This is a genomic window from Mesorhizobium sp. WSM2561 (genome assembly GCF_000513915.1).
Classification (GTDB): domain Bacteria; phylum Pseudomonadota; class Alphaproteobacteria; order Rhizobiales; family Rhizobiaceae; genus Mesorhizobium; species Mesorhizobium muleiense.
On record NZ_AZUX01000019.1, the window covers coordinates 21,550 to 41,982 of the forward strand.

Below are 20,433 nucleotides of genomic sequence, written 5' to 3' on the forward strand. Positions count from 1 at the left end.
CCTCACCGATACCGCGCCTGGTTCCATTTGTGGCCGAGCAACGACAGGATGATGATCAGCCCGTTGAAGAACTGTACATAGAAGCCGCTCAGGCCTGCCGCGACGACGCCGGTCTGGATGAACGACACAGTGACGGCGCCGATGGCGCCGCCGACCACGGTACCGACGCCGCCCCAGGTCGGCGTACCGCCAACGAACACCGATGCCAGCACCGGCAGCAAATAGCCGTCGCCAGCCGTCGGCCACCAGGTGAAGTTGATCATCACCGAGAAGGTGCCGGCGATCGCCGCCCCGATGCCGACGAAGACGAATACTTTCACCCGCACGCGCTTGACGTCGATGCCCATCTGCTGGGCGCTGTCGGGATTGTCGCCGACCACCTTCACCTGCGCGCCGAAGCGATGCCTGTTGTAGAGCAGCGCCGACAGCACGACGAAGCCGATGGCCCAGAAGATCTGCACCGGGATGCCGTAGATCTGGCTGGAGAAGATCTTGTAGGCCCAGCTGTCGGCAAGGCTGGTCAGCGCCGTCGACCTGCCTTCGTTGATGATCTGGATCAGGCCGCGCAGCAGGAAGTTCATGCCGAGGGTGGCGATCAGCGACGACAGCCCGCCATAGACGACCAGCGACCCGACCAGGAAGCCGAGCAACGTGCCCGTTGCAATGGCGGCGGCGATGCCGAGAAACGGGTCGTATCCGGCCTGCACGACCAGCGCGAACACCCATGAGGCAAAACCCATCGTCGCCGGAAACGACAGGTCGATCTCGCCGCAGGTGACGACGAAGACCAGCGGCACCACCACGAACAGCGCAACCGGCAGCGTGGTGAGCACGGAACTGTAGAGATACCAGGTGGTGAAGACGATCGGGTTGGCGATCATGAACACCGTCATCATCACCACGAACACGGCAAGCGTGCCGAGTGCGGCGCGGTTGTCGAGGATGAAGCCGCGCATCCAGTGATCGGATGGGTGTCTCCACTCCTTCCGGGGGTTGCCGGGACGGGAGATGCCTGCGGACGGCTCGTGCAGATCGGGCTCCATTGTCTTGCTCATCGTGCTCTCTGCTCCGGGTCGCCGGCGTCGTGCAGTCCCGGCAATCCACCCGGATGCGCGACGTCTTCCATGAAGTTGATGAGGTCTTCGGCCGACTTGACCTGCCTGCGGTCGGCGGTGAGCGCGACCTTGCCGCGGTCCAGCACGACGAAACGATCGGCAATATCGAAGACGTGGTGGATGTTGTGGCCGATGAACAGGATCGACCGTCCGCTCGCCCGCACCTGGCGCACGAAATGGAAGACCTTGGCGGTCTCGGTCAGCGACAGCGCCGTCGTCGGCTCGTCGAGGATGATCAGGTCGGCCTGCTTGTAGATTGCCCGCGCGATCGCCACGCCCTGGCGTTCGCCGCCGGAAAGCTGGCCGACGATCGATTGCGGCGTGAACACTTTCGAGGTGAAGCCGATCTCGCGCATCAGCCGGCTCGCCTCCTCGATTTCCTTGTTGACCTTCAGCCAGCCGAGAAAGCCGGTGAGTTCGCGGCCCATGAAGATGTTGCGCACGATCGTCTGCTGCACGGCCAGCGCCCGGTCCTGGAATACCGTCTCGATGCCGGCGTCGCGCGAGCGCGCGGCGCTCCAGCCGGTCACCGGCTGGCCGCGGATTAGGATCTCGCCGCTGGTCGGTTTGACCACGCCGGAGAGGATCTTGATCAGCGTCGACTTGCCGGCGCCGTTGTCGCCGATCAGGCCGACCACCTCGCCGCGGTCGACGCTGAGATTGACCCCACCCAGCGCATAGACCTGACCGTAGGACTTGCTGATGTCGCGCAGCTCTATAAGGCGTTCTGCCATGGCGATCCTCACTTGGTTCCGGCTGCGGTCGGAAGACCGGCAGCCGTGTCAAAAGGTCAGCGCAGCGCCTGCTTGGCGAGTTCGGCGACGATCTCGTAATTGTCAGGCGTGACGAAGCCGGCGCCGGTGTCGACATTCATTGGCGCCAGGCCCAGCACCACCTGCTGGCAGAGGCTGAGGATCGGCAGATAACCCTGCAGGAACGGCTGCTGGTCGGCCGTCAGCTGGACCCAGCCGCCCTTGAAGCCCTCGACGATCTGCGGGCTGGTGTCGAAGCCGAAATTGAAGATATCGCCAGCCTTCCTGCCCGCCGCCTGCATGTAGGTCGGAACGTTGCCCAGCATCTGTCCGCCGGGATAGCCAACCGCCTTGACATCGGGATTGTTGAGGAGTGCTGCGGTAATCACCGGAATGGCCAGATTAGGGTCGGAAGCCCATTCGCCGCTCGGCGGCGAGGAGAGCTGGATGACCTCGACGCCCGCCTCTTTCAGGGCGGCGACCGTGCCGCGCTCGCGCGCGCCGCGGCTCTCGTTCTCGAACGGGCCGATCATGATCGCCTTGTCGCCGGCCTTGAGCCCGGCCAGCTTGAACGCCTCGGCGCCGAGCGCGCGGCCCTGCTCTTCCTGCTGGGCGCCGACATAGCCGCCGCCGAACGCTGCCGTGACCTTCGGCACCGGCACGTTCTGGTACATCATCCTGATGCCGTCCTTGTGCGCCTGTTCGGCCAGCGGCATGATCGAAGCATCGCCCGGGTGGCCCATCATGGCGATGCCGCCGGGCTTGACCGCGACGGCCTCGCGCAATTGCTGCACCATCTTCTCGACATCCCACTGGGAGAAGATGTAGTCGACCTTCGGCCCAAGATCGGCCTCGGCCTGCTTGGCGCCATTGTAGACGATGGTGCCGAAGGCGTCGCCCTCGGCGCCGCCGACGAAGAAGCGGATGTGGACGTCCTTGCACCACTGGGCATCGAGCGCCTGGGCAGGCAAGGTGGAGATTGCGGCGGCGAGCGCCGTGGCGGCCGCCATGACGGTCGAGCGCAGAACTGTCCTTCTCATCGTGATGCTCATGCACGTTCCTCCCTTTGTTCCCTCGCAAGCCGAGGGGTCTTCGACGAATGCTTCGGCTTCTCGCCGCAATGCTTCGCTGGCCGGCTCCCTGTTTGATGCATGTCGTTGTCGCAAAACCGCTGCACACCCTTGGGTCAGGCCCGAGGGCATGCTTTTGCGCGACATGCATTAGCCTCACGCCGGGTTCGGCAGATACGTCGCACCTCCCCGGCATTGCTTGAGGTAGTCCAGCGCCCGAACTTGCCCTGTAATCTCAAGGTCGCCGCGATAGACCGGGTCGTGCCAGCCTTCGATGTCGATGGCGCCCCTGTATCCGGCCAGCCGCAATTCGCTGATCACCCGCGTCCAGTCGCTGTCGCCGAAGCCAGGCGTGCGCATTTGCACGAACGGCAGCCGGCCGAACACGCCATGCTCGCGGATCACGTCCCAGCGCACCGTCGCGTCCTTGCCGTGGACATGAAAAATGCGCGGCGCCCATTTGCGGATCTGCGGGATTGGATCGATCAGGTAGACGAGCTGGTGGCAGGGCTCCCATTCCAGGCCGAGATTGTCGTCTGGCAATTCGTTGAACATCAGCTCCCAGGCGTCCGGATTGTGGGCGATGTTCCAGTCTCCATCAGCCCAGTTGCCGTCCATCGCGCAATTCTCGAAGGCGATGCGCACGCCCTTGTCGGCGGCGCGCCGGGCCAGTGGTCCCCAGACCTCGCGGAAGCGCGGCAGGCTGTCGGGCAGCGGCTTGCCGCGGAGGCGGCCGGTGAAGCCGCTGACCATCGCGGTGCCGAACAGATGCGCATGGTCGATGACCGTTTCCCAGGCATCAAGCACGCCGCGATCGACATCGCCGCTCTCCAGCGGATTGCCGAAGACGCCGAGCGAGGAGACGACGACGTCGGCGTCGCCGATCGCCTCGCGGATCTGGCCGGCCAGCCGCGGAAGATCCTTGCCGCCCAGCGTCTGCCAGAAGAAGGGCTGGATGCTTTCGAAGCCGAGCGGCAGGATGGCCTCGATATAGGCGGCCGGGTCATCGAGATTGGCCCGCACCATGGTGCCGATCCTGATGTCGAGAAGCGGGTTTGGCATCGTCACCCTTCCTGTGCGATCGCGACCCGGCGCCCGGTTTCGGCGCTTTCGATCGCGGCGAAGACCATGGCCAGGCTCTTGATGTTGTCGGCGCCACGCGTCTCCGGCTCGCTGCCGGTTTCGACGGCGCGCACAAAATCCTGGATGATGCCGAGATGGCCGCCGATGCGGTCATTGGGATCGAGCGGCGGCACGGCGAGCGGCTCTGTGCGATCGAACAGGCCTTCACGGATAGGCCGCGCGACTTCCGCCCTCAGCCCGTCCTCACCGTCCCAGACCAGGCTGCCGTGCTCGGCGACGATGCGCCATGTGCTCTCCCAACTGGTGCGGAACCCGTCGGCGCACCAGGACCCGGCATAGGTGAACAGCTTGCCGCCGCCGAGCTCGAAGATTGCGGTGGCCGACGATCCCTGCCGGTACCAGGAATTGACCGGCTCCCATTCTTGGCAGTAGACGCTGGCCGGCGCGCCGCCGACCATGTAGCGGGCGGCGTCGAAAGTATGGATCGCCATGTCGAGCAGCAGGACATGGCGCATCTCCTCGCGAAACCCGCCGAAATGCGGCGCGACGAAGAATTCGGCGTGGATGCTGGTTGGCGCACCGATGGCGCCGGAATCGAGAAAACGCCTGATGCGCCTGACGTTGGCGACATAGCGGCGGTTCTGGACGACGGCGTGCACGCGCCTGGCGCGTCGGGCAGCCTCGACGATGGCGCGCGCGTTCTCCGGGCTGTCAGCCAGCGGCTTCTCCGTCAGGAGATGGCAATGATGGGCAAAGGCCGAAAGCGCGACATCGCGCCGGGCCGCCGGAACCACGACGTCGAACACAGCGTTGGGCTTGGTCTGGTCGAGCACTGCGTCAAGATTGGTCCCGACAATGGCGCCGGCAAGCTCGTATTCGCGCGCCCTTGCCTTCGCCCTGCCGGTGTCGAGGTCGACAAGGCCGACAATAGCCAACCCGTCGATCTGCCTCGCCGCATCGAGCCAGTGCTTGCTCATCGCTCCGCAGCCGACCAGGACGACATTCATCATCCAGCGCTCCTCCTCCGCTCGGCCCCTCCAGACCGGTCGTCACGGCATTCACGGCATGACCGTAAACGTTTTTCCGTAAACGTTTACGAGAACACACCGGAAGGCGTAGAATGTCAATTGGCCGCTCGCGAAAATCACCTTGATCACCTTGGCCTGAAGAGCGGTCGATGATAGCCAGGCAAAAGGGAGAACTGTCCTTTGGCGTCCAGCATTCACGACCTTGCGCGTCACCTGAACATTTCGATCGGCACCGTGTCGCGCGCGCTCAACGGCCGTGCCGACGTCAATGCCGACACCCGCCAGCGCGTGCTCGATGCGGCGGCAAAGCTGAACTATTCGCCGAACCAGTCCGGCCGCAGCCTGCGGCGCGGCGCCACCCACTCGATCGCCTTCATGCTGCAGCCGCACCCGGGCGACCAGCAATATGGCGAGCCGTTCTTCATTCCGTTCCTGACCGGGCTGCAGGCGAAACTCGCCGAAAGCGGGCTCGACCTGATCGTGGTGATGGGCGCGCCGGGCGACTACCAGCAGGAGCGCCTGCGCCGGGTGGTCGAGACGCGCCGGGCCGACGCCGTGGTGCTGGCCTATACGCGTCGCGAGGACGAGCGCATCGATTATCTGACCAGGGTCGGCTTCCCGTTCGCGACGCTCGGCCGCAGCCGCTCCGGCGGCAAGACCTACCCGTCGCTCGACCTTGATTTCGAAAAAGCCGGGGCCGACGCGGTCGACCGCCTGGTGGCGCGCGGCCACCGCCGCATCGCCGCCATCCGCCCGTCTCTCAACCTCAATTTCGGCTATCTGTTCCTGGCCGGCTATCGCAAGGCCTTGCGGCGGCACGGCATCGAGGTCGACCCCGGGCTGATCGCGAAAGGCTTCATCAACGAGGCCGGCGGCGACGCGGTGACGCCGCAGGTCATGCGCTCCAAGGACCCGCCGACCGCCATCATCTTCAACAATGACGCTATGGCACTCGGCGGCTGCAAGGCGCTGGCCGAGATGGGCATCAAGCCGGGCCACGACATTGCGGTGATCGTCATCGTCGACACGCCGCTCTGCCGCTATTTTTCACCGGCACTGACCGGCTTCCGCCCTCGTCTGGAGCCGATGGGACGGCGGCTTGCAGAAATGTTGCTGGCGTCGATCCCCGCCTTCGCCGGCCCCGAAGGCGCGCGGATCATCCGTGAGGTCTGGCCGCTGGAGCTGATCGCGCGCGACAGCGACTGATCGTGGCCGCGTGTCGTGGTCTTCTACATGCCGCATCGCGCTGAACTTTCGTCAATCGATGGATTGGCGTCGCGCTCTATGGCTGGTTGCCATGATCTGGTTCGTGCCGGACAAGCGTTTCGAAAGGAGATCGAAAAATAGGTCCGCCCTATTCCCGCATTGCCTTCAGCTTTTCGGCCACCGAGGCAGCGAGGTCGGCATAGCGCTCCTCCAGCCGCTCGGCCGCCTTGATCACCGAAAAATCATGGCCGAATTTTTCCAGCGCCATGCGCAGCTTCTCGACGAACTCCGCCTGCTTTTCGAGCGCCGAAAACAGCGTTCTCACTTGCGCTTCGCTGATGTCGGGATTGGCAAGCATTTGCGGCACCTCACGGCTCATCTGGTCGCCGGTGGCGGTCTGTTCTTTCAGGATCTCGATCCAGTCGGTCAATCGGTAATCTCCTTCTTACGCGGACAGCATGCGCAGCGCCTGCCGATGTGGTCAACCCAAGGACGCCCAAACGGGCTTGCGCGAGCCTGTCGCCGCGTTAAGTTCGGCGCAACCTGAACGAGGACACGATCGATGACCACCGACGCCGAAATCCAGAGCGCTTTGCCTGCCCTTGGCTCCGGCAACATTGCCGTCATCACAGGCGGCGCCAGCGGCATCGGCCTTGCCGCGGCCAGGCGGCTGGCGGCAATGGGCCTGAAAATCGTGCTTGCCGATATCGGCGGCCCGCGGCTCGATGAGGCTGCCCAAAGCGTTGCTACGATTGCCGGCGACAGCGCCGCCGTGCTCGCTGTCGCTACCGATGTCTCGAAAGCCGAGGAGGTCGACCGGCTGGCCGAAAAGGCATTCGATGCCTTCGGCGGCGTGTCGCTGTTGATGAACAATGCCGGCGTCGGCAACAATCCCGGCAAACCCTGGGAGAACCGCGACGCCTGGAAGCGGCTGCTGGACATCAATTTCTGGGGCGTCGTCCATGGCGTCGAGGCCTTCGTGCCACGCATGCTGGCTGCAGGAAAACCGGGCCTGATCGTCAACACCGGCTCCAAGCAAGGCATCACGACGCCGCCCGGCAACCTTGCCTACAACGTCTCCAAATCAGGCGTGAAGAGCTTTACCGAAGGCCTGGCGCATGCGTTGCGCAACGAGCCCGGTGCCAACATCGCTGCGCATCTGCTCATCCCGGGGTTCACTTTTACCGGCCTGACCGAAGGTGCGACCGAAAAGCCCGCCGGCGCCTGGACCGGCGAGCAGGTGATCGACTTCATGCTGGCCGCACTGGTGCGTGGCGACTTCTACATCCTGTGCCCCGACAACGAGGCGACGCGACCTATGGACGAAAAGCGCATGGCCTGGGCAATCGGCGACATTATCGAAAATCGCCCTGCTCTGTCGCGCTGGCACCCGGACCACAAGGACGCTTTCGCGGCGTTCATGGAAAGCTGACGCTCACGCCGCATGCGTCTTCGAGCCGCGCTTTTGTGCAGTGGCTTTCTTGTTCGCCGTATCATGCCGTTTCGCCGCCTGTTCACATTTTCTACGGATCTCCTCGACCTCGGATTCGGTCAGGTGCTCGATGCCGATAAAGGTATTGTGAGCTTTGCCGACCCGGATCAGCTCGTCGAGTTTCGTCTGAATCGCCGTGCCATCGCGGTTCTGGGTATTCTGGATGAGGAACACCATCAGGAAGGTGACGATCGTCGTGCCGGTGTTGATGATGAGCTGCCACGTATCGGAAAACCCGAACATCGGTCCGCTTGCCGCCCAGGCAACAATGATCAGGAAACAGACGGCGAATGTCGACGGCAGACCGGCTAGATGCGCAACATAGTTGGCGATCCTGGTGAAAAGCTTCTCTATCATGGCAGGAGAAACAACCAGCATCCGCTGAGGTTCCCTCCTTTCACCGACGTAGCTGTTCAGAGAGCCGCAAAGGATCAGGGGATTTCGTGCTCCCAGCGGTCGAGGAAGGCCTCGATGGAAAGCGCCTGCATGTCGGGAATAGCCCTGGCGAGTTTTTCGACCGACCAGTCCCACCAGCCCAGGCTTTCAATCCGCGCAGCGGTTTTCTCGGCAAAACGCTGGCGCAGCGGCTTGGCCGGAACCCCGGCGACGATCGCATAGGCCGGTACATCGCGCGTTACCACCGCATTGGCGCCGACGATCGCGCCATTGCCGATGGTCACATCAGGCATGATCACCGCACCATGACCGATCCAGACGTCGTGGCCGATGGTGACGGGCGTCGCCCGCCGTCGCTCCCGAAATCCGGCGTCGACGCCGAGCCAGCGGAAATACTCGTTTGGCCGGTAGCTGATCTTGTGCTGGGTCAACCGTTCGATCGGATGCTCGAGCGCGTTGATACGGCTGTTGGCGGCGATCGAACAGAACTTGCCTGTTGTCGTGTAGATCGCCTCGGCGTGGCGCTCGAAATAGGAGAAGTCACCGACTATGACTTCGCGCAAGATGACCCGCTCGCCGATCGAGGCGTAGCGCCCAAGCTTGCATGCCTTCAACTCCGCGGTCGAGTGGATCCGCGGCTCGGGGTCTTTCAGGACGAGGTTTTCGGGACGGTCCATCCCGGCGGCTTTACGCCCGAGCGATTGGTCCCGCAAGCGGGGACCAATCGTCGTCACCTGTTTCCAGAGGCTATTTCGGCTTGCCGTTGGTCCACATCACGTTCTGGCCATAGAGCGGTACCGTGGTGACCGACATTTTCGCTGAACCGTCCTGCACCTGGCGCGAATGCGACAGATAGATCAGGGTCTCGTTGGTCTTGTCGTAGATGCGGTTCACCACCTGTTTCTTCCAGATCAGGCTGATGCCTTGCTTGAACACCTCCTCGCCGGTCTCGCTCATGTCGATGTCGCCGATGGTGATCGGCCCGGTCTGGCGGCAGGCGATCGAGGAATCGGATGGGTCCTCGAACCAGTTGCCCTTTTGCAGGCGATCGATCACGCCACGGTCGAAATAAGAGACATGGCAGGTCACGCCTTCAACCTTCGGGTCCTTGATCGCCTCGACGATGATGTCGTTGCCGAGCCAGTCGACGCCGACCTTGCCGACCTCCTGGGCGACAGCCGCACCAGCACCGACGACAAGGCACGCGGCCAAAGCGCCGCCGATCAGTTTTCGCCCAATCAGTCCTTGCCCAATCAGTCCTTGCCCAATCAGTCCTTGCAAGGAAGCCTCCTGCCGTTCGAGTTTTGCCGACCTCAGGTGGGACGGCGGGCAGCACTTTGCAAGCGGATCATTTTTTTTAAGGGAAAGCCGGTTGCGGCAACGCGACATCTTTGCGCGAGCGAGATCAAACCGTTAAGAGTGTTCGCCCAACAAGCTTCAAAGGCGCCGACACGGCGCCAATGAAAATCGCGACGGACAGCCAATTGATGATGCGTTCAATACTGGTCGGCATTCTCGTCCTGATGGCGGCGGGCATCGGCTGGCTCACCTTCGAGTGGTACCGTGGGCATTATGGCGGCGAGCCGTTCGGCGCGCCGTTCACGCTGGTCGACCAGAAGGGCGCTCCGATCAGCGAGGCTGCCTTTCGCGGCCACCCCAGCGTCGTCTTCTTCGGCTTCACCCACTGCCCGGAAGTCTGCCCGACCACGCTGTTCGAACTGGCCGGCTGGCTGAAGACGATGGGTGACGATGGCAAGAACCTGCGCGCCTATTTCGTGACGGTCGACCCGGAGCGCGACACGCCCGAAATCATGAACGCCTATATCAGAAACTTCTCCGACCGCATCCTCGGCATCACTGGCGACCCGGACAAGGTCCGCGCCATGGCCAAATCCTTCGGCATCTATTCGAAAAAGGTCGATACCGGCGACGGCGACTACACGATGGACCACACCGCTTCGGTGCTGCTGCTCAACGCCAGGGGCGATTTCGCCGGCACCATCGCTTATGGCGAAAGCCCGGACGCCGCCATCGCCAAGCTCAAGCGGCTGGCGGCAGGTTAGTGCATGATCCCGAGCCGAAGCTCCGCGCCAGCGAAAAGTGGGAACCGGATTTCGGATAAGATCATGCCCACAAAGAAAATCGTTTGATGACCCAAACGCGGCTTTACTTCAGCACTGGAAAGATCGAGGCCGACCGTATCTTCGCGGCGTTCGAAGCGGCATTCGAAGATGAGGGCCTGCCGATTGGCTTGGTCGAGGTCGACGAGGACCGCGATATCCACGAAGTGTCGCTCTATGCCGACGGCGATGTCGATGCCATCGAGGCGCGCCTGAAAGACATTCTTGCCCGGCTTGCCTTGTCGATGCCTATTGCGCGCGAGCCCGTGCCTGATATCGACTGGGTGACGCGTTCTTTGGAGGGGCTGAAGCCGGTGCGCGCCGGCCGTTTCTTCGTCCACGGCGCGCATGACCGCAGGAAGCGCCACAGCGGCGAGCTCGCCATCGAGATCGAAGCGGGCCTCGCCTTTGGCACCGGCCATCACGGCACCACCGCCGGTTGCCTCGAAATGCTGGAACAGGTCGTGCGGCGCGAGCGCCCGCGCAACGCGCTCGACCTCGGCACCGGCAGCGCGGTGCTGGCCATCGCGCTGGCCAAAGTCGCCCATATTTCGGTGCTGGCGACCGACATCGATCCGGTCGCCACAAAAGTCGCCACCGCCAACGCGCGGCTCAACCACGTCAAGGCGCTGGTGGAGACGGTGACGGCGCCGGGCTTCCACCATCCGATTTTTGCCGCGCGCGGCCCTTTTGGTCTCATCATCGCCAATATACTGGCGCGGCCGCTGATGCGGCTGGCGCCCGAAATGGCCGGGCATGTCGGTTTGGGCGGCTCGATCGTGCTGTCAGGCATCCTCGACCGGCAGCGCGACGCGGTGATCTCCGCCTATGTCGGCCAGCGGTTCCGCCATGTCAGGACGTTGCATCGCGAAGGCTGGGTGACAATCCACCTCAAGCGGTGACGCGCAGCGCCTTCAATCGCACGCCGCAAATTCGCTCAGATATAGCGCGACCTTGCCGCCTTCTTCAGTTCTTCGCGATCGTAGCCGTTCGCTTTCAGCGTTTCGTCGTCAAAGCCAAGCAGAACCCCGCTCACATAGCGGCTCGCTTCGCGCTGGCGCGCTTCGATGAGAGCATTCACGGCGCTTCTGAAAAATCCGCGTCTGGCTGAATTCGTGGACATGATGGTCTCCTTTGCAGGGCAGTAAGACTCGTTCCTCCACGTCGAAAAGGTAAGCTCTGCTGACCTTTTTTTAAATCGCTGATTCTGCATGGCGTCCATGCGCAAAAGCGCGTGTTGATGACCACTGTCGATGGCGGCGCCGCCCCTCATCCGCCTGCCGGCACCTTCTCCCCGTCACTATACGGGGAGTGCCCGGTCCACCCTCCGCAGCTGCTGCGGAGGACGGGCAGGGCAATGAGGGGCAGCGCAGACCTGAAGCGATTGCCCTGCTGGACCGAATCCGGCCGGCGCCTGGCGCAGCAAAAGTCGATTCCGATTTTCGGGGTCATGCGCTACGGTCGCACTAAAGCATCGGGCCCAAAAGTGGAAACCGGTTTTGGGAAAACCCGATGCTCAAGCAAAAGGCTGGATGTGAGCGGCGGCACGATTCGACTTGAAAGTCCGCCGCTCACATCCGGCATCCGAGGAGAGGCCATGATGTTCCAGACCTTTGATTCCGCAGGCGACCCCGCCGTCGGCAAGCCGCGTGTGGCGTTGCTGCGTCAATGGCTGGCGGCCAACGGGCTGGATGGCTTCATCGTGCCTCGTGCCGACGAGCATCAGGGCGAATATGTCGCCGACCGCTCGGCGCGGCTGAAATGGCTGACCGGCTTCAGCGGTTCGGCCGGCGTCGCCATCGTGCTCGGCGACCGCGCCGTCATGTTCGTCGACGGCCGCTACACGCTGCAGGTGCGCCACGAGGTCGATCTCGACATCTTCTCGATCGAAAGCCTGGTCGACAATCCGCCCGCCACCTGGATCAAGGACAATCTCGGCAAGGGCGTGCGGCTTGGCTTCGATCCGTGGCTGCAGACGATCGGCGACGTGAAAGCGCTGAAAGCGTCGGCCGAAAAATTGGGGGCGACATTGGTGCCGCTCGATAAGAATCCGATCGACGCCATCTGGGAGGACCAGCCTGAACCGCCGCTGGCCCCGGTCGAGATTCATCCGATCGGCTTTGCCGGCGAACTGGCCAAGGACAAGCTGGCACGGCTGGCCGAGGCCATGGGCAAGGACGGCGCCACCCATGCCGTGCTGACCGATCCATCCTCAATCGCCTGGGCCTTCGACATCCGCGGCGGCGACTTGCCGCACACGCCGCTGGCGCTCGGCTTCGCCGTGCTCGCCGCCGATCGATCGCACCTGCTTTTCATGGATCATCGCAAGTTCTCACGCACCGTCGCGGCCTATCTGACGCAGCTCGCCGAATTGCACGAACCCGGTGAATTCGAAGCTGCGATCGCAGGATTGGCCAAGGGCGGCGCGAAGATCGCGCTGGATCCGGTGCTGGCGGCGGAGAAGCTCAGGATGCTCGTCGAGGACAATGGCGGCACCGTCATCACCGCGCCAGACCCTGCCCGCATTCCACGCGCGACGAAAAACCAGGCCGAAATCAACGGCGCCCGCGCCGCGCATCGCCGCGATGGCGCCGCGGTCGCCAAGCTGCTTTGCTGGCTCGACCGCCAGGAACCCGGCAAGCTCGACGAGATCGCGGTCGTCACCAAGCTTGAGGAGTGCCGCCGCAGCACCGGCGAGGAAACGCAAATGCCGCTGCGCGACGTGTCCTTCGATACCATCGCCGGCGCCGGCCCGAACGGCGCCATCATGCACTACCGCGTTTCCCGCGCCACCTGCCGAAAGCTTCAGTCTGGCGAACTGTTCCTGCTCGATTCGGGCGGGCAGTATCAGGACGGCACCACCGACATCACCCGCACCGTGCCGATCGGCACGCCGACCGAGGAAATGCGCGAACGCTTCACGCTGGTGCTGAAGGGCATGATCGGCATTTCCATGCTGCGCTTTCCCCCCGGCACGCGCGGCTCCGAGATCGATGCCGCGGCGCGTCTGGCTCTATGGAAACATGGCTGCGATTTCGCCCATGGCACCGGCCACGGCGTCGGCTCCTATCTGGCCGTGCACGAGGGCCCGCAACGCATCGCCAGGACCGGCACCGAAAAGCTGCTGGCGGGCATGATCGTCTCCAACGAACCGGGCTACTACAAGGAGGGTTCTTACGGCATCCGCATCGAGAATCTCATCCTGGTGACGCCGGCCGAGCCGATAGAGGGCGGCGACATCGCCATGCACGGCTTCGAGACGCTGACGCTGGCGCCGATCGACACCAGGCTGGTGCGGTCGGACCTTTTGACGCGCGACGAGTTGCATTGGCTCGACACATACCACGCCCGCGTGCTGGCCGAGATCGGACCGATGCTCGACGGCGAGGCGCTGGCCTGGCTGGAAAAGGCGACCGCACCGCTGCCGCACGACGCAAAGATCTGAGTTTCGGAAAGGTTTGGGTCGCCAAGGCGTGCCCGTTGCCCCGGGTCACCTATCCCTGCAAATCACCGGCTCAGATGTTCTCACGCGTGTACACTTCGAAGGGCAAGATGGTGGTGACGTTGCGGCTTTCGTTCGGGGCGGAGACGGCGCGGACCATGCCGGCCAGTGCTTCCTGCGCGATGCGGGCGAGCGGGTGCGAAATGACAAAGGTCAGCGTGCCATCGAGCAGCGCCGCGCGGGTCGTGTCCATCAGTTCATAACCGACGACGACGACGCTGCCGGCCCGGCCTGTGGAGCGCAGCGCCGCAATGGCGCCGGTGATGCCGCCGCCGGCGACATAGAGGCCTGAGAGATCCGGATTGTCGTTCAGCAGCTTCTCGGTCATCTCCTGCGCGATGGCGCTCGATTCGAACGTCAGCAGCGGCTCCAGCAGGGTGAAGCTCGGCGCGTGCTCGCGGAAATAGGAGCGAAAGCCGCTCTCGTTCATCTCCTGGCAGCGGTAGCGATGGTTGCCGACGAGGATGCCGAGCTTGCCGGGCGCCTTGCAGACATGCTCGAACACCCAGGCCGCGGTGCGCCCGACCTTCCAGTTGTCCAGCCCGATGTAGCTGATGTGGCCGGTCGCCGAGATCTGCGAGATCAGCGCAAAGACTGGCACGTTGCGGGCATTGAGCGCATCGACCGCCTGAGTGACGAGCGGATGGACCGCGGCGACGACGGCGACGGCGTCGCATTCGGCGCCCAAGGCCAGCATGCGCGAGGCGACGTTCTGCGGCGACAGATCGTCAAGAAACTCGGTGCGCAGCTCTATTTCGCAGTCGGGCATCGTTGGCGCTATCGCACGCAGCGCCTCGGCCATGTTGCGGTAGAAGGCGCGGCCCGGCTGGTGCAGCAGGAAGCCGAACCGGTAGCGCGGCCGGGCAGCCGCCACGCGGCTGCGCAGCGCGCCCATGCCGTAGAAGCCGATCTGCTCCGCCGCCAGCCTGACGCGCTCGCGCGTCGCCTGGCGGACGGCACCCGAGCCGCTCAGCACCCGGTTGACGGTGGCGACCGAAACATTCGCCTCGACGGCTACATCCCTGATCGTTGGCCGCTTGTTCTGATCCATTTCGTCTCATCAGTCTGTAGCAATTGATACGAAGATATCATTCGTCAGGAAATCCTGAGACGAATGATACAATCATTTTGGAATAAACATTCTATTCTTGATTCATTTTGGATCAAGATGTTTATCTCAGGCAGAAGCAAAGAAGGCGCAAGCACCGCCAGCCCAGGGATAGCAGCAGCACAGCGCAGACAGGTTCTGGCCCACCGCCCACGGCGGTGTGAGGCGGCGTGCGCGCGCGGGCCATCCCAGGCATTGCGGGTGGAGGATTGGCATGGACGATCTCAAATACGGCGTGCGCGACAAGCGCGGCGACTGGAAGCCCAACGGGCGCATCGAGGTCGTGCCGTTCTGGAACTGGCCACTGAGGCTGCCGAAGATCCTGGCTTGGCTGCCTGGCTATTTCTGGCCGTGGAATGCCTTCCACATGGCGACCGCCCTCCTCTACTGGTTCTATATCGTTCCCGACGTCGAGACGATGAAGACCATCAATTGGCGCTGGGCGCTGTGGCTCTATGCCGTCAACGCTTGCGCCATATTCGTCTTCTACGGCATTTTCGAACTGCGCTATTATATCAAGCGCACGCAGGCGACGCGCTTCAAATACAACCACAAATTCCCCGCCGATGCGCCCTCCGATGTCTTCTGGTTCCAGAGCCAGAACCTCGACAATTTCCTGCGCTCGTTCTTCATAACAATCCCGTTGTGGACCGTGGTCGAAGTCATTTTCCTCTGGTGCTTCGCTAATAGCTACGTCCCGTGGATCGGCTGGCAGGATCACCCGGTCTATCTCGCAGCACTTGTGCTGATCGCGCCGGCGATCCACGAGGTGCATTTCTTCTTCATCCATCGGCTGATCCACTGGGGGCCGCTCTATCGCTGGATCCATTCGGTTCACCACAATTCGATCAACCCATCGCCCTGGTCGTCGCTGTCGATGCATCCGGTAGAAGGGTTCCTCTATCACGCGGTGGCCTTCTGGCACCTGGTCATCCCGTCCAATCCGATTGTCGCGTTGTTCCAGCTGCATGTTGCGGGCTTCGGCGCCGTCAACGGTCATCTCGGCTTCGACAAGCTGGAGGTGACCGAGGACAAGGCCGTCGATAGCCATGCCTACGCGCACTACCTGCACCACAAGTACTTCGAGGTGAACTATGGCGGCGACGGGCTGATCCCGCTCGATAAGTGGTTCGGCACCTTGCACGACGGCACCAAGGAGGGCGATGCCCTGATGGATGCCCGGTTCCAGAAAAAGAAGGAGCGCATGAACGCCAAGGCCGCGGCGAACCATTGACCACGTGACGCGGCGCGCAACGGGAGAGGCGCGCGCCTGCGGATGAATTCGGCGTTTTCTAAACCCGTCTGACGACGGCAACCGGGAGGAAATGAAATGAACCATATCGCGAAGCTTTTGACGTCGATGATGACGGCGGCCGTGGTGGCGACAGGCGCCACGTCAGCAATGGCCGAGGGGGCGAAGATCTTCGTTATCGGTGGCAAGGCCGACGATCCGTTCTGGTCGAAGGTCAAGAAGGGCGCCGATGACGCCGGCAAGGTCGCGGAATTGACGGGCGGCTCGGTAACCTGGCTCGGTCCGCAGAACTACGACAATCTGGGCCCGGACGCGGCCAAGCTCATCCGCACCGCGCTCAGCCAGAATCCGAGCGCCATCGTCGGCCCGGACTGGGTGCCCGAGGCCATGGACGACGCCTTCAAGGAAGTCGTTGCCGCGGGCGTGCCGCTCATCATCTACAATTCCGGCGGCATGGACGCAGCCAAGCGGCTCGGCGCCTTGAACTATGTCGGCAACGAAGAATACGCGGCTGGTCTGGGCGGCGGCGAATATTACGGCAGCCATGGTTCCAAGAACGTACTTTGCGTCAACACCTTGCCGGGCGCCACCAACACCGAAGACCGCTGCAAGGGCATTGCCGACGCCATCGCCAAGAGCGGTGGCAAGTCGAGCCAGTTGCCGTTGCCCTCGTCCAGCTTCGGCAACCCGACCGCGGTGGCGGAGGCGATCAAGGCTGCGGTGCTGAAGGACAACACCATCGACGGCGTCATCACCATCAGCGCCGGCGACGCCAACAGCGCCGCCAACGCAATCGGCCAGGCCAATGTCGGCGACAAGGTCAAGCTCGCTTCCTTTGACATGGACGAAACCGGCCTGCAGCGCATCAAGGAGGGCAAGCAGATGTTCTCCGTCGACCAGCAGCCCTATCTGCAGGGTTACCTGGCCGTGTCGCTGCTGAACGGCTTCGTCAACTATGGGCTCGACCTGCCGACCAAGCCGGTGCTGACCGGACCGGGCATCGTCGACGCCTCCAACGTCGAAGCCACGCTGGCAGGTGCCGCCGCCGGCGCCCGGTAGCTTCCGCCTCACCTTCTCCCCTTGTGGGAGAGGTAGATCGGCGCGCAGCGCCGAGACGGATGAGGGGTGTTGGACGGATCGCCGTCGCCGCCAAGCTGGAGCACCCCTCATCCGTCGCCTTCGGCGACACCTTCTCCCACAAGGGGAGAAGGGGGAGCCACGTTCACATCACAACGCCAGGGACACTTCGATGATATCCCAAGCCCATGACCAACCCGCCGTGGCAGCGACTGCGCCCCCGCACTCTTCGATGCCCTCGATAGGGAGTCTCGTGCGGCGCCCCGAGGTCGGCTCGCTGATCGGCATGATCGCCGTGCTGGTCTTCTTCTCGATCTTTGGCGGCGCCAATTTCATGTCGGCCGGCGGCGCCGCGAGTTGGCTCAACGTCGCCTCGGAACTCGGCATCATCGCACTGCCGGTGGGGCTGTTGATGATCGCCGGACATCTCGACCTCTCCGTCGGCTCGATGGTCCCGGCCAGCTCGATGACCATTGCCATCATCTCAGGCCACTACGACCTGCCGATCATCGTCGGAATCCTCGCAGCCCTCGGCCTTGGACTCACCGTCGGGTTCGTCAACGGCCTGCTGGTGATCCGCACCAAAGTGCCATCCTTCGTCGTCACCCTGGCAACGCTGTTCGCACTGGCCGGCCTGACGCTCGGCCTTTCGGTCATCCTGTCCGGCAGCACCAGCGTCGCGCTTAAGAGCGGGCCGACCGCCAAGCTGTTGTTCGGCGACTATCTCGGCGGCAAGTTCCAGGTCACCCTGTTCTGGTGGATTGCCGTCATCCTGATCGTCGGCTTCATCCTGAATTTCTCGCGCTTCGGCAACTGGATCCTGGCCATGGGCGGTGACGCCGTCAGCGCCCGCAATGCAGGCATCCCGACGGACCGGGTCACCATCGCGCTGTTCATGAGCAGCGGCCTGTGCGCGGCCTTCGTCGGCATGTCGCAGGCGATCCTCTACAACAGCGCCCAGGTGGCCGCCGGCCAGTCCTTCATCTTCAACTCGATCATCGCGGTGGTCATCGGCGGCGTGCTGCTCACCGGCGGCTATGGCTCGGTGGTCGGCATCGTGCTTGGCACGCTGACCTTCTCGATCGTCAACCAGGGCATTTTCTACACCGGCTTCGACGCCAACTGGGCGAGCCTAATCATCGGCGTCCTGCTGCTCGCCGCCGTGCTGATGAACAACACGTTCCGCACCATGGCGCTGACCTACTCGCCGCGCACCAAATCGAGGGCCCGCTGATGACCACGCCCCTGCTCAGGCTGACCGGAATCAACAAGTCGTTCGGTCCGATCGACGTACTTCACGACATCTCGCTCGACGTCAACAGAGGCGAGGTTCTGTGCCTGCTCGGCGACAATGGCGCGGGTAAATCCACGTTGATCAAGATCCTCTCCGGTGTCCACAAGCCGACATCGGGGACAATGGAAATGGACGGCAAGGCGGTCGAATTCGGCAGCCCCCGCGACGCCAGCGACCATGGCATCGCGACGGTCCACCAGTTCGGCGGGACGTTCCCGCTGATGAGCATCGGCCGCTCCTTCTTCGTCGGCGCCGAGCCGACACGGCGCTGGGGGCCGCTCACCATCTACGATCGCAAGCGGGCCAACGAGATCGCCGTCACCGAGATGCGCCAGCTCGGCATCACCCGCATCGACGACGGCGATCGCCTCGTCGGGGGGCTGTCCGGCGGCGAGCGGCAGGCGCTGGCAATTGCGCGCGCCGTGCATTTCGGCGCCAGCGTACTGATCCTCGACGAGCCAACCGCCGCACTCGGCGTCAAGGAGGCGGCGCACGTGCTGCGCATCGTGCTGCAGGCCCGCCGCAAAGGCATCGCGGTCATCTTCATCACCCACAATGTCGTCCATGCGCTGACCGTCGGCGACCATTTCGCTGTCCTCATCAGAGGCTCCAAGGCAGCCGATTTCCGCAAGGGCGAGAAAAGCCGCGAGGCGATCACCGACCTGATGGCCGGCGGCGAGCAGATGGCTGAGCTCGAAGCTGAGATCGAAAGCTTTAGCGCAACACAATGAAGACGCCCACCCTCCTCCACAGGGCATCTTCTCGGGCGGCCGGCGGAATGCGTGTTCCCGCCGGCCGCCTTTCGACCAACCGAAGACAGACAGCAGGCAGACAATGGCGACGTGGATTAATGCGTGTGCAACTGACGATATCGAGGAAGAGGACCTGGTCCGCTTCGATCATGATGGCCGGACCTTCGTCATCTACCGCAGCCCCAATGACGAATTCTTCTGTACCGATGGCCTATGCACGCACGAAAAAGTGCATCTGAGCGGTGGGCTGGTCATGGAATACAGGATCGAATGCCCGAAGCACAACGGCGTGTTCGATTACCGCACCGGCGAAGCGCTGCGCGCGCCGGTTTGCGTGAACCTGAAAACCTACAACACCAAGGTCGAGGCCGGCCGCGTCTATATCGAGATCTGAGATGGCTGATACATTCACCCTTGCGGTCTGTGCCGAGATGCTGTGGCGCGACCGGCCGATGGAATGGCGCCTGCGGCGCCTCACCGAAATGGGCTTCCAGGTCGGCCTCTGGAACTGGCCCGACCACGACCTCGCAATGCTGGAAAAATCCGGCGCGACATTCTCGATCATGAACGGCTATTTGCGTGGCCGGCTTTCCGATGACGAGGGTGCTACCGAACTGCTGAAGACGGCGAAGGAGACTGCGGCGGTCGGCAATCGCCTCGGCGTCGCCCGGCTCAATTTGCACGGCACCGGACTGGGCGAAGGCGGCCGGCCGGTGACGCCCTGCGAGACCGTCACCGGCGCGATGTGGCTCAAGACGCGCGACACGCTGAACCGCATCGCGGACCTCGCCGAGGCGGAGAACGTGACCTTCACGCTGGAGAATTTGAACCTGCCGGTCGACCATCCCGGCGTGCCGTTTGCGCGCGCCGAGGACACGCTGGCGCTCGTATCAGGCGTGAACCGGCGGGGCCTGCGCCTCAACCTCGACCTCTACCCTGCGCAGATCGGTGAAGGGAATCTGATCGAACTGTGCCGCGCCTGCCTGCCCTGGATTGGCGAGATCCAGGTAGCTGATGTACCGGGACGGATGGAGCCAGGCACAGGCGAGATCAACTATCACGGCATCGCCCGTGCACTGAAGGACATGGGCTATCGCGGGCCGGTGGGGATGGAGGCGTTCGCCTCCGGCGATCCCGAGACGGCACTGCAGGCCTTCCGCGACGCTTTCACCGTCTGAGGGAACAG

The 20,433-nt window shown here is 63.4% G+C and carries 22 protein-coding genes; 11 read left to right on the forward strand and 11 right to left on the reverse strand.

Translation table 11 applies throughout. From position 1 onward, the window contains the following. Positions 1–2: 2 nt before the first annotated feature. The 5 genes from M727_RS0117485 to M727_RS0117505 all read right to left on the reverse strand — a co-directional run bounded on the left by M727_RS0117485 (position 3) and on the right by M727_RS0117505 (position 5,030). On the reverse strand, positions 3–1,055 hold the full coding sequence (locus M727_RS0117485; RefSeq protein WP_027153759.1) for an ABC transporter permease: 1,053 nt from the start codon (positions 1,053–1,055) through the stop codon (positions 3–5). Beyond that, the gene (locus M727_RS0117490; RefSeq protein WP_023798768.1) at positions 1,052–1,849 is read right to left on the reverse strand and encodes an ATP-binding cassette domain-containing protein; all 798 of its coding nucleotides are present in this window, start codon (positions 1,847–1,849) and stop codon (positions 1,052–1,054) included. The genes M727_RS0117485 and M727_RS0117490 overlap by 4 nt, the downstream gene beginning before the upstream one ends. Before the next feature lie 56 nt (positions 1,850–1,905). Continuing rightward, positions 1,906–2,919: a substrate-binding domain-containing protein gene (locus tag M727_RS0117495; RefSeq protein WP_027153760.1), complete on the reverse strand. Its 1,014-nt coding sequence runs from the start codon at positions 2,917–2,919 to the stop codon at positions 1,906–1,908. A gap of 174 nt (positions 2,920–3,093) precedes the next feature. Then, positions 3,094–3,999 (reverse strand): sugar phosphate isomerase/epimerase, encoded by a 906-nt coding sequence (locus M727_RS0117500; protein ID WP_027153761.1) that lies wholly within the window; start codon positions 3,997–3,999, stop codon positions 3,094–3,096. Between the two features lie 2 nt (positions 4,000–4,001). Then, on the reverse strand, positions 4,002–5,030 hold the full coding sequence (locus tag M727_RS0117505) for a Gfo/Idh/MocA family oxidoreductase (RefSeq protein ID WP_027153762.1): 1,029 nt from the start codon (positions 5,028–5,030) through the stop codon (positions 4,002–4,004). Between the two features lie 198 nt (positions 5,031–5,228). Between M727_RS0117505 and M727_RS0117510 the strand changes: the two genes are divergently transcribed. Then, the gene (locus M727_RS0117510) at positions 5,229–6,254 is read left to right on the forward strand and encodes a LacI family DNA-binding transcriptional regulator (RefSeq protein ID WP_023798764.1); all 1,026 of its coding nucleotides are present in this window, start codon (positions 5,229–5,231) and stop codon (positions 6,252–6,254) included. A gap of 148 nt (positions 6,255–6,402) precedes the next feature. Here M727_RS0117510 and M727_RS0117515 read toward each other — a convergent pair whose 3' ends face one another. Further along, entirely contained in the window at positions 6,403–6,684 is a 282-nt protein-coding gene (locus tag M727_RS0117515) for a hypothetical protein (RefSeq protein ID WP_023798763.1), read from the reverse strand. Positions 6,685–6,816: 132 nt separating this feature from the next. Here M727_RS0117515 and M727_RS0117520 point away from each other — a divergent pair, with 132 nt between their 5' ends. Next, a complete protein-coding gene (locus M727_RS0117520) occupies positions 6,817–7,686 on the forward strand; it encodes an SDR family NAD(P)-dependent oxidoreductase (RefSeq protein ID WP_027153763.1) in 870 nt (289 codons plus the stop codon). A 3-nt stretch (positions 7,687–7,689) separates the two neighbouring features. Here M727_RS0117520 and M727_RS0117525 read toward each other — a convergent pair whose 3' ends face one another. From M727_RS0117525 to M727_RS0117535, 3 genes are all read right to left on the reverse strand, one after another. Continuing rightward, positions 7,690–8,103 carry a low affinity iron permease family protein gene (locus M727_RS0117525; protein WP_027153764.1) on the reverse strand — a complete coding sequence of 138 codons (414 nt, stop codon included), beginning with the start codon at positions 8,101–8,103 and terminating at the stop codon, positions 7,690–7,692. 74 nt (positions 8,104–8,177) lie between these two features. Further along, complete coding sequence (locus M727_RS0117530; protein ID WP_027153765.1) at positions 8,178–8,819, reverse strand: DapH/DapD/GlmU-related protein; 642 nt, start codon at positions 8,817–8,819, stop codon at positions 8,178–8,180. 70 nt (positions 8,820–8,889) lie between these two features. After that, positions 8,890–9,384 carry a CreA family protein gene (locus M727_RS0117535; protein ID WP_027153766.1) on the reverse strand — a complete coding sequence of 165 codons (495 nt, stop codon included), beginning with the start codon at positions 9,382–9,384 and terminating at the stop codon, positions 8,890–8,892. Positions 9,385–9,629: 245 nt separating this feature from the next. Here M727_RS0117535 and M727_RS0117540 point away from each other — a divergent pair, with 245 nt between their 5' ends. Beyond that, positions 9,630–10,205: an SCO family protein gene (locus M727_RS0117540; protein WP_027153767.1), complete on the forward strand. Its 576-nt coding sequence runs from the start codon at positions 9,630–9,632 to the stop codon at positions 10,203–10,205. 86 nt (positions 10,206–10,291) lie between these two features. Next, positions 10,292–11,164, forward strand: coding sequence for a 50S ribosomal protein L11 methyltransferase (locus M727_RS0117545; protein ID WP_027153768.1), 873 nt, complete (start codon positions 10,292–10,294; stop codon positions 11,162–11,164). Positions 11,165–11,199: 35 nt separating this feature from the next. Here the strand turns inward: M727_RS0117545 and M727_RS0117550 are convergent, their stop codons facing one another. After that, positions 11,200–11,385 carry a hypothetical protein gene (locus M727_RS0117550; RefSeq protein ID WP_027153769.1) on the reverse strand — a complete coding sequence of 62 codons (186 nt, stop codon included), beginning with the start codon at positions 11,383–11,385 and terminating at the stop codon, positions 11,200–11,202. A 477-nt stretch (positions 11,386–11,862) separates the two neighbouring features. Here M727_RS0117550 and M727_RS0117555 point away from each other — a divergent pair, with 477 nt between their 5' ends. Beyond that, positions 11,863–13,707 (forward strand): aminopeptidase P family protein, encoded by a 1,845-nt coding sequence (locus M727_RS0117555; protein WP_027153770.1) that lies wholly within the window; start codon positions 11,863–11,865, stop codon positions 13,705–13,707. A gap of 70 nt (positions 13,708–13,777) precedes the next feature. On the opposite strand, the gene M727_RS0117560 is transcribed toward M727_RS0117555, so the two are convergent. Further along, complete coding sequence (locus tag M727_RS0117560; protein ID WP_027153771.1) at positions 13,778–14,815, reverse strand: LacI family DNA-binding transcriptional regulator; 1,038 nt, start codon at positions 14,813–14,815, stop codon at positions 13,778–13,780. A 271-nt stretch (positions 14,816–15,086) separates the two neighbouring features. On the opposite strand from M727_RS0117560, the gene M727_RS0117565 reads away from it, so the two are divergent. From M727_RS0117565 to M727_RS0117590, 6 genes are all read left to right on the forward strand, one after another. Further along, positions 15,087–16,106, forward strand: coding sequence for a sterol desaturase family protein (locus M727_RS0117565; protein WP_027153772.1), 1,020 nt, complete (start codon positions 15,087–15,089; stop codon positions 16,104–16,106). 96 nt (positions 16,107–16,202) lie between these two features. Continuing rightward, a complete protein-coding gene (locus M727_RS0117570; RefSeq protein WP_027153773.1) occupies positions 16,203–17,183 on the forward strand; it encodes a sugar ABC transporter substrate-binding protein in 981 nt (326 codons plus the stop codon). A 250-nt stretch (positions 17,184–17,433) separates the two neighbouring features. Next, positions 17,434–18,435 (forward strand): ABC transporter permease, encoded by a 1,002-nt coding sequence (locus tag M727_RS0117575; protein ID WP_036262545.1) that lies wholly within the window; start codon positions 17,434–17,436, stop codon positions 18,433–18,435. Beyond that, a complete protein-coding gene (locus M727_RS0117580) occupies positions 18,435–19,226 on the forward strand; it encodes an ATP-binding cassette domain-containing protein (protein ID WP_027153775.1) in 792 nt (263 codons plus the stop codon). Before M727_RS0117575 ends, M727_RS0117580 begins: the two co-directional genes overlap by 1 nt. A 103-nt stretch (positions 19,227–19,329) precedes the next feature. Beyond that, positions 19,330–19,641, forward strand: coding sequence for a MocE family 2Fe-2S type ferredoxin (locus M727_RS0117585; RefSeq protein WP_027153776.1), 312 nt, complete (start codon positions 19,330–19,332; stop codon positions 19,639–19,641). Between the two features lies 1 nt (position 19,642). Then, the gene (locus tag M727_RS0117590; RefSeq protein ID WP_027153777.1) at positions 19,643–20,425 is read left to right on the forward strand and encodes a TIM barrel protein; all 783 of its coding nucleotides are present in this window, start codon (positions 19,643–19,645) and stop codon (positions 20,423–20,425) included. Positions 20,426–20,433: the final 8 nt, after the last annotated feature.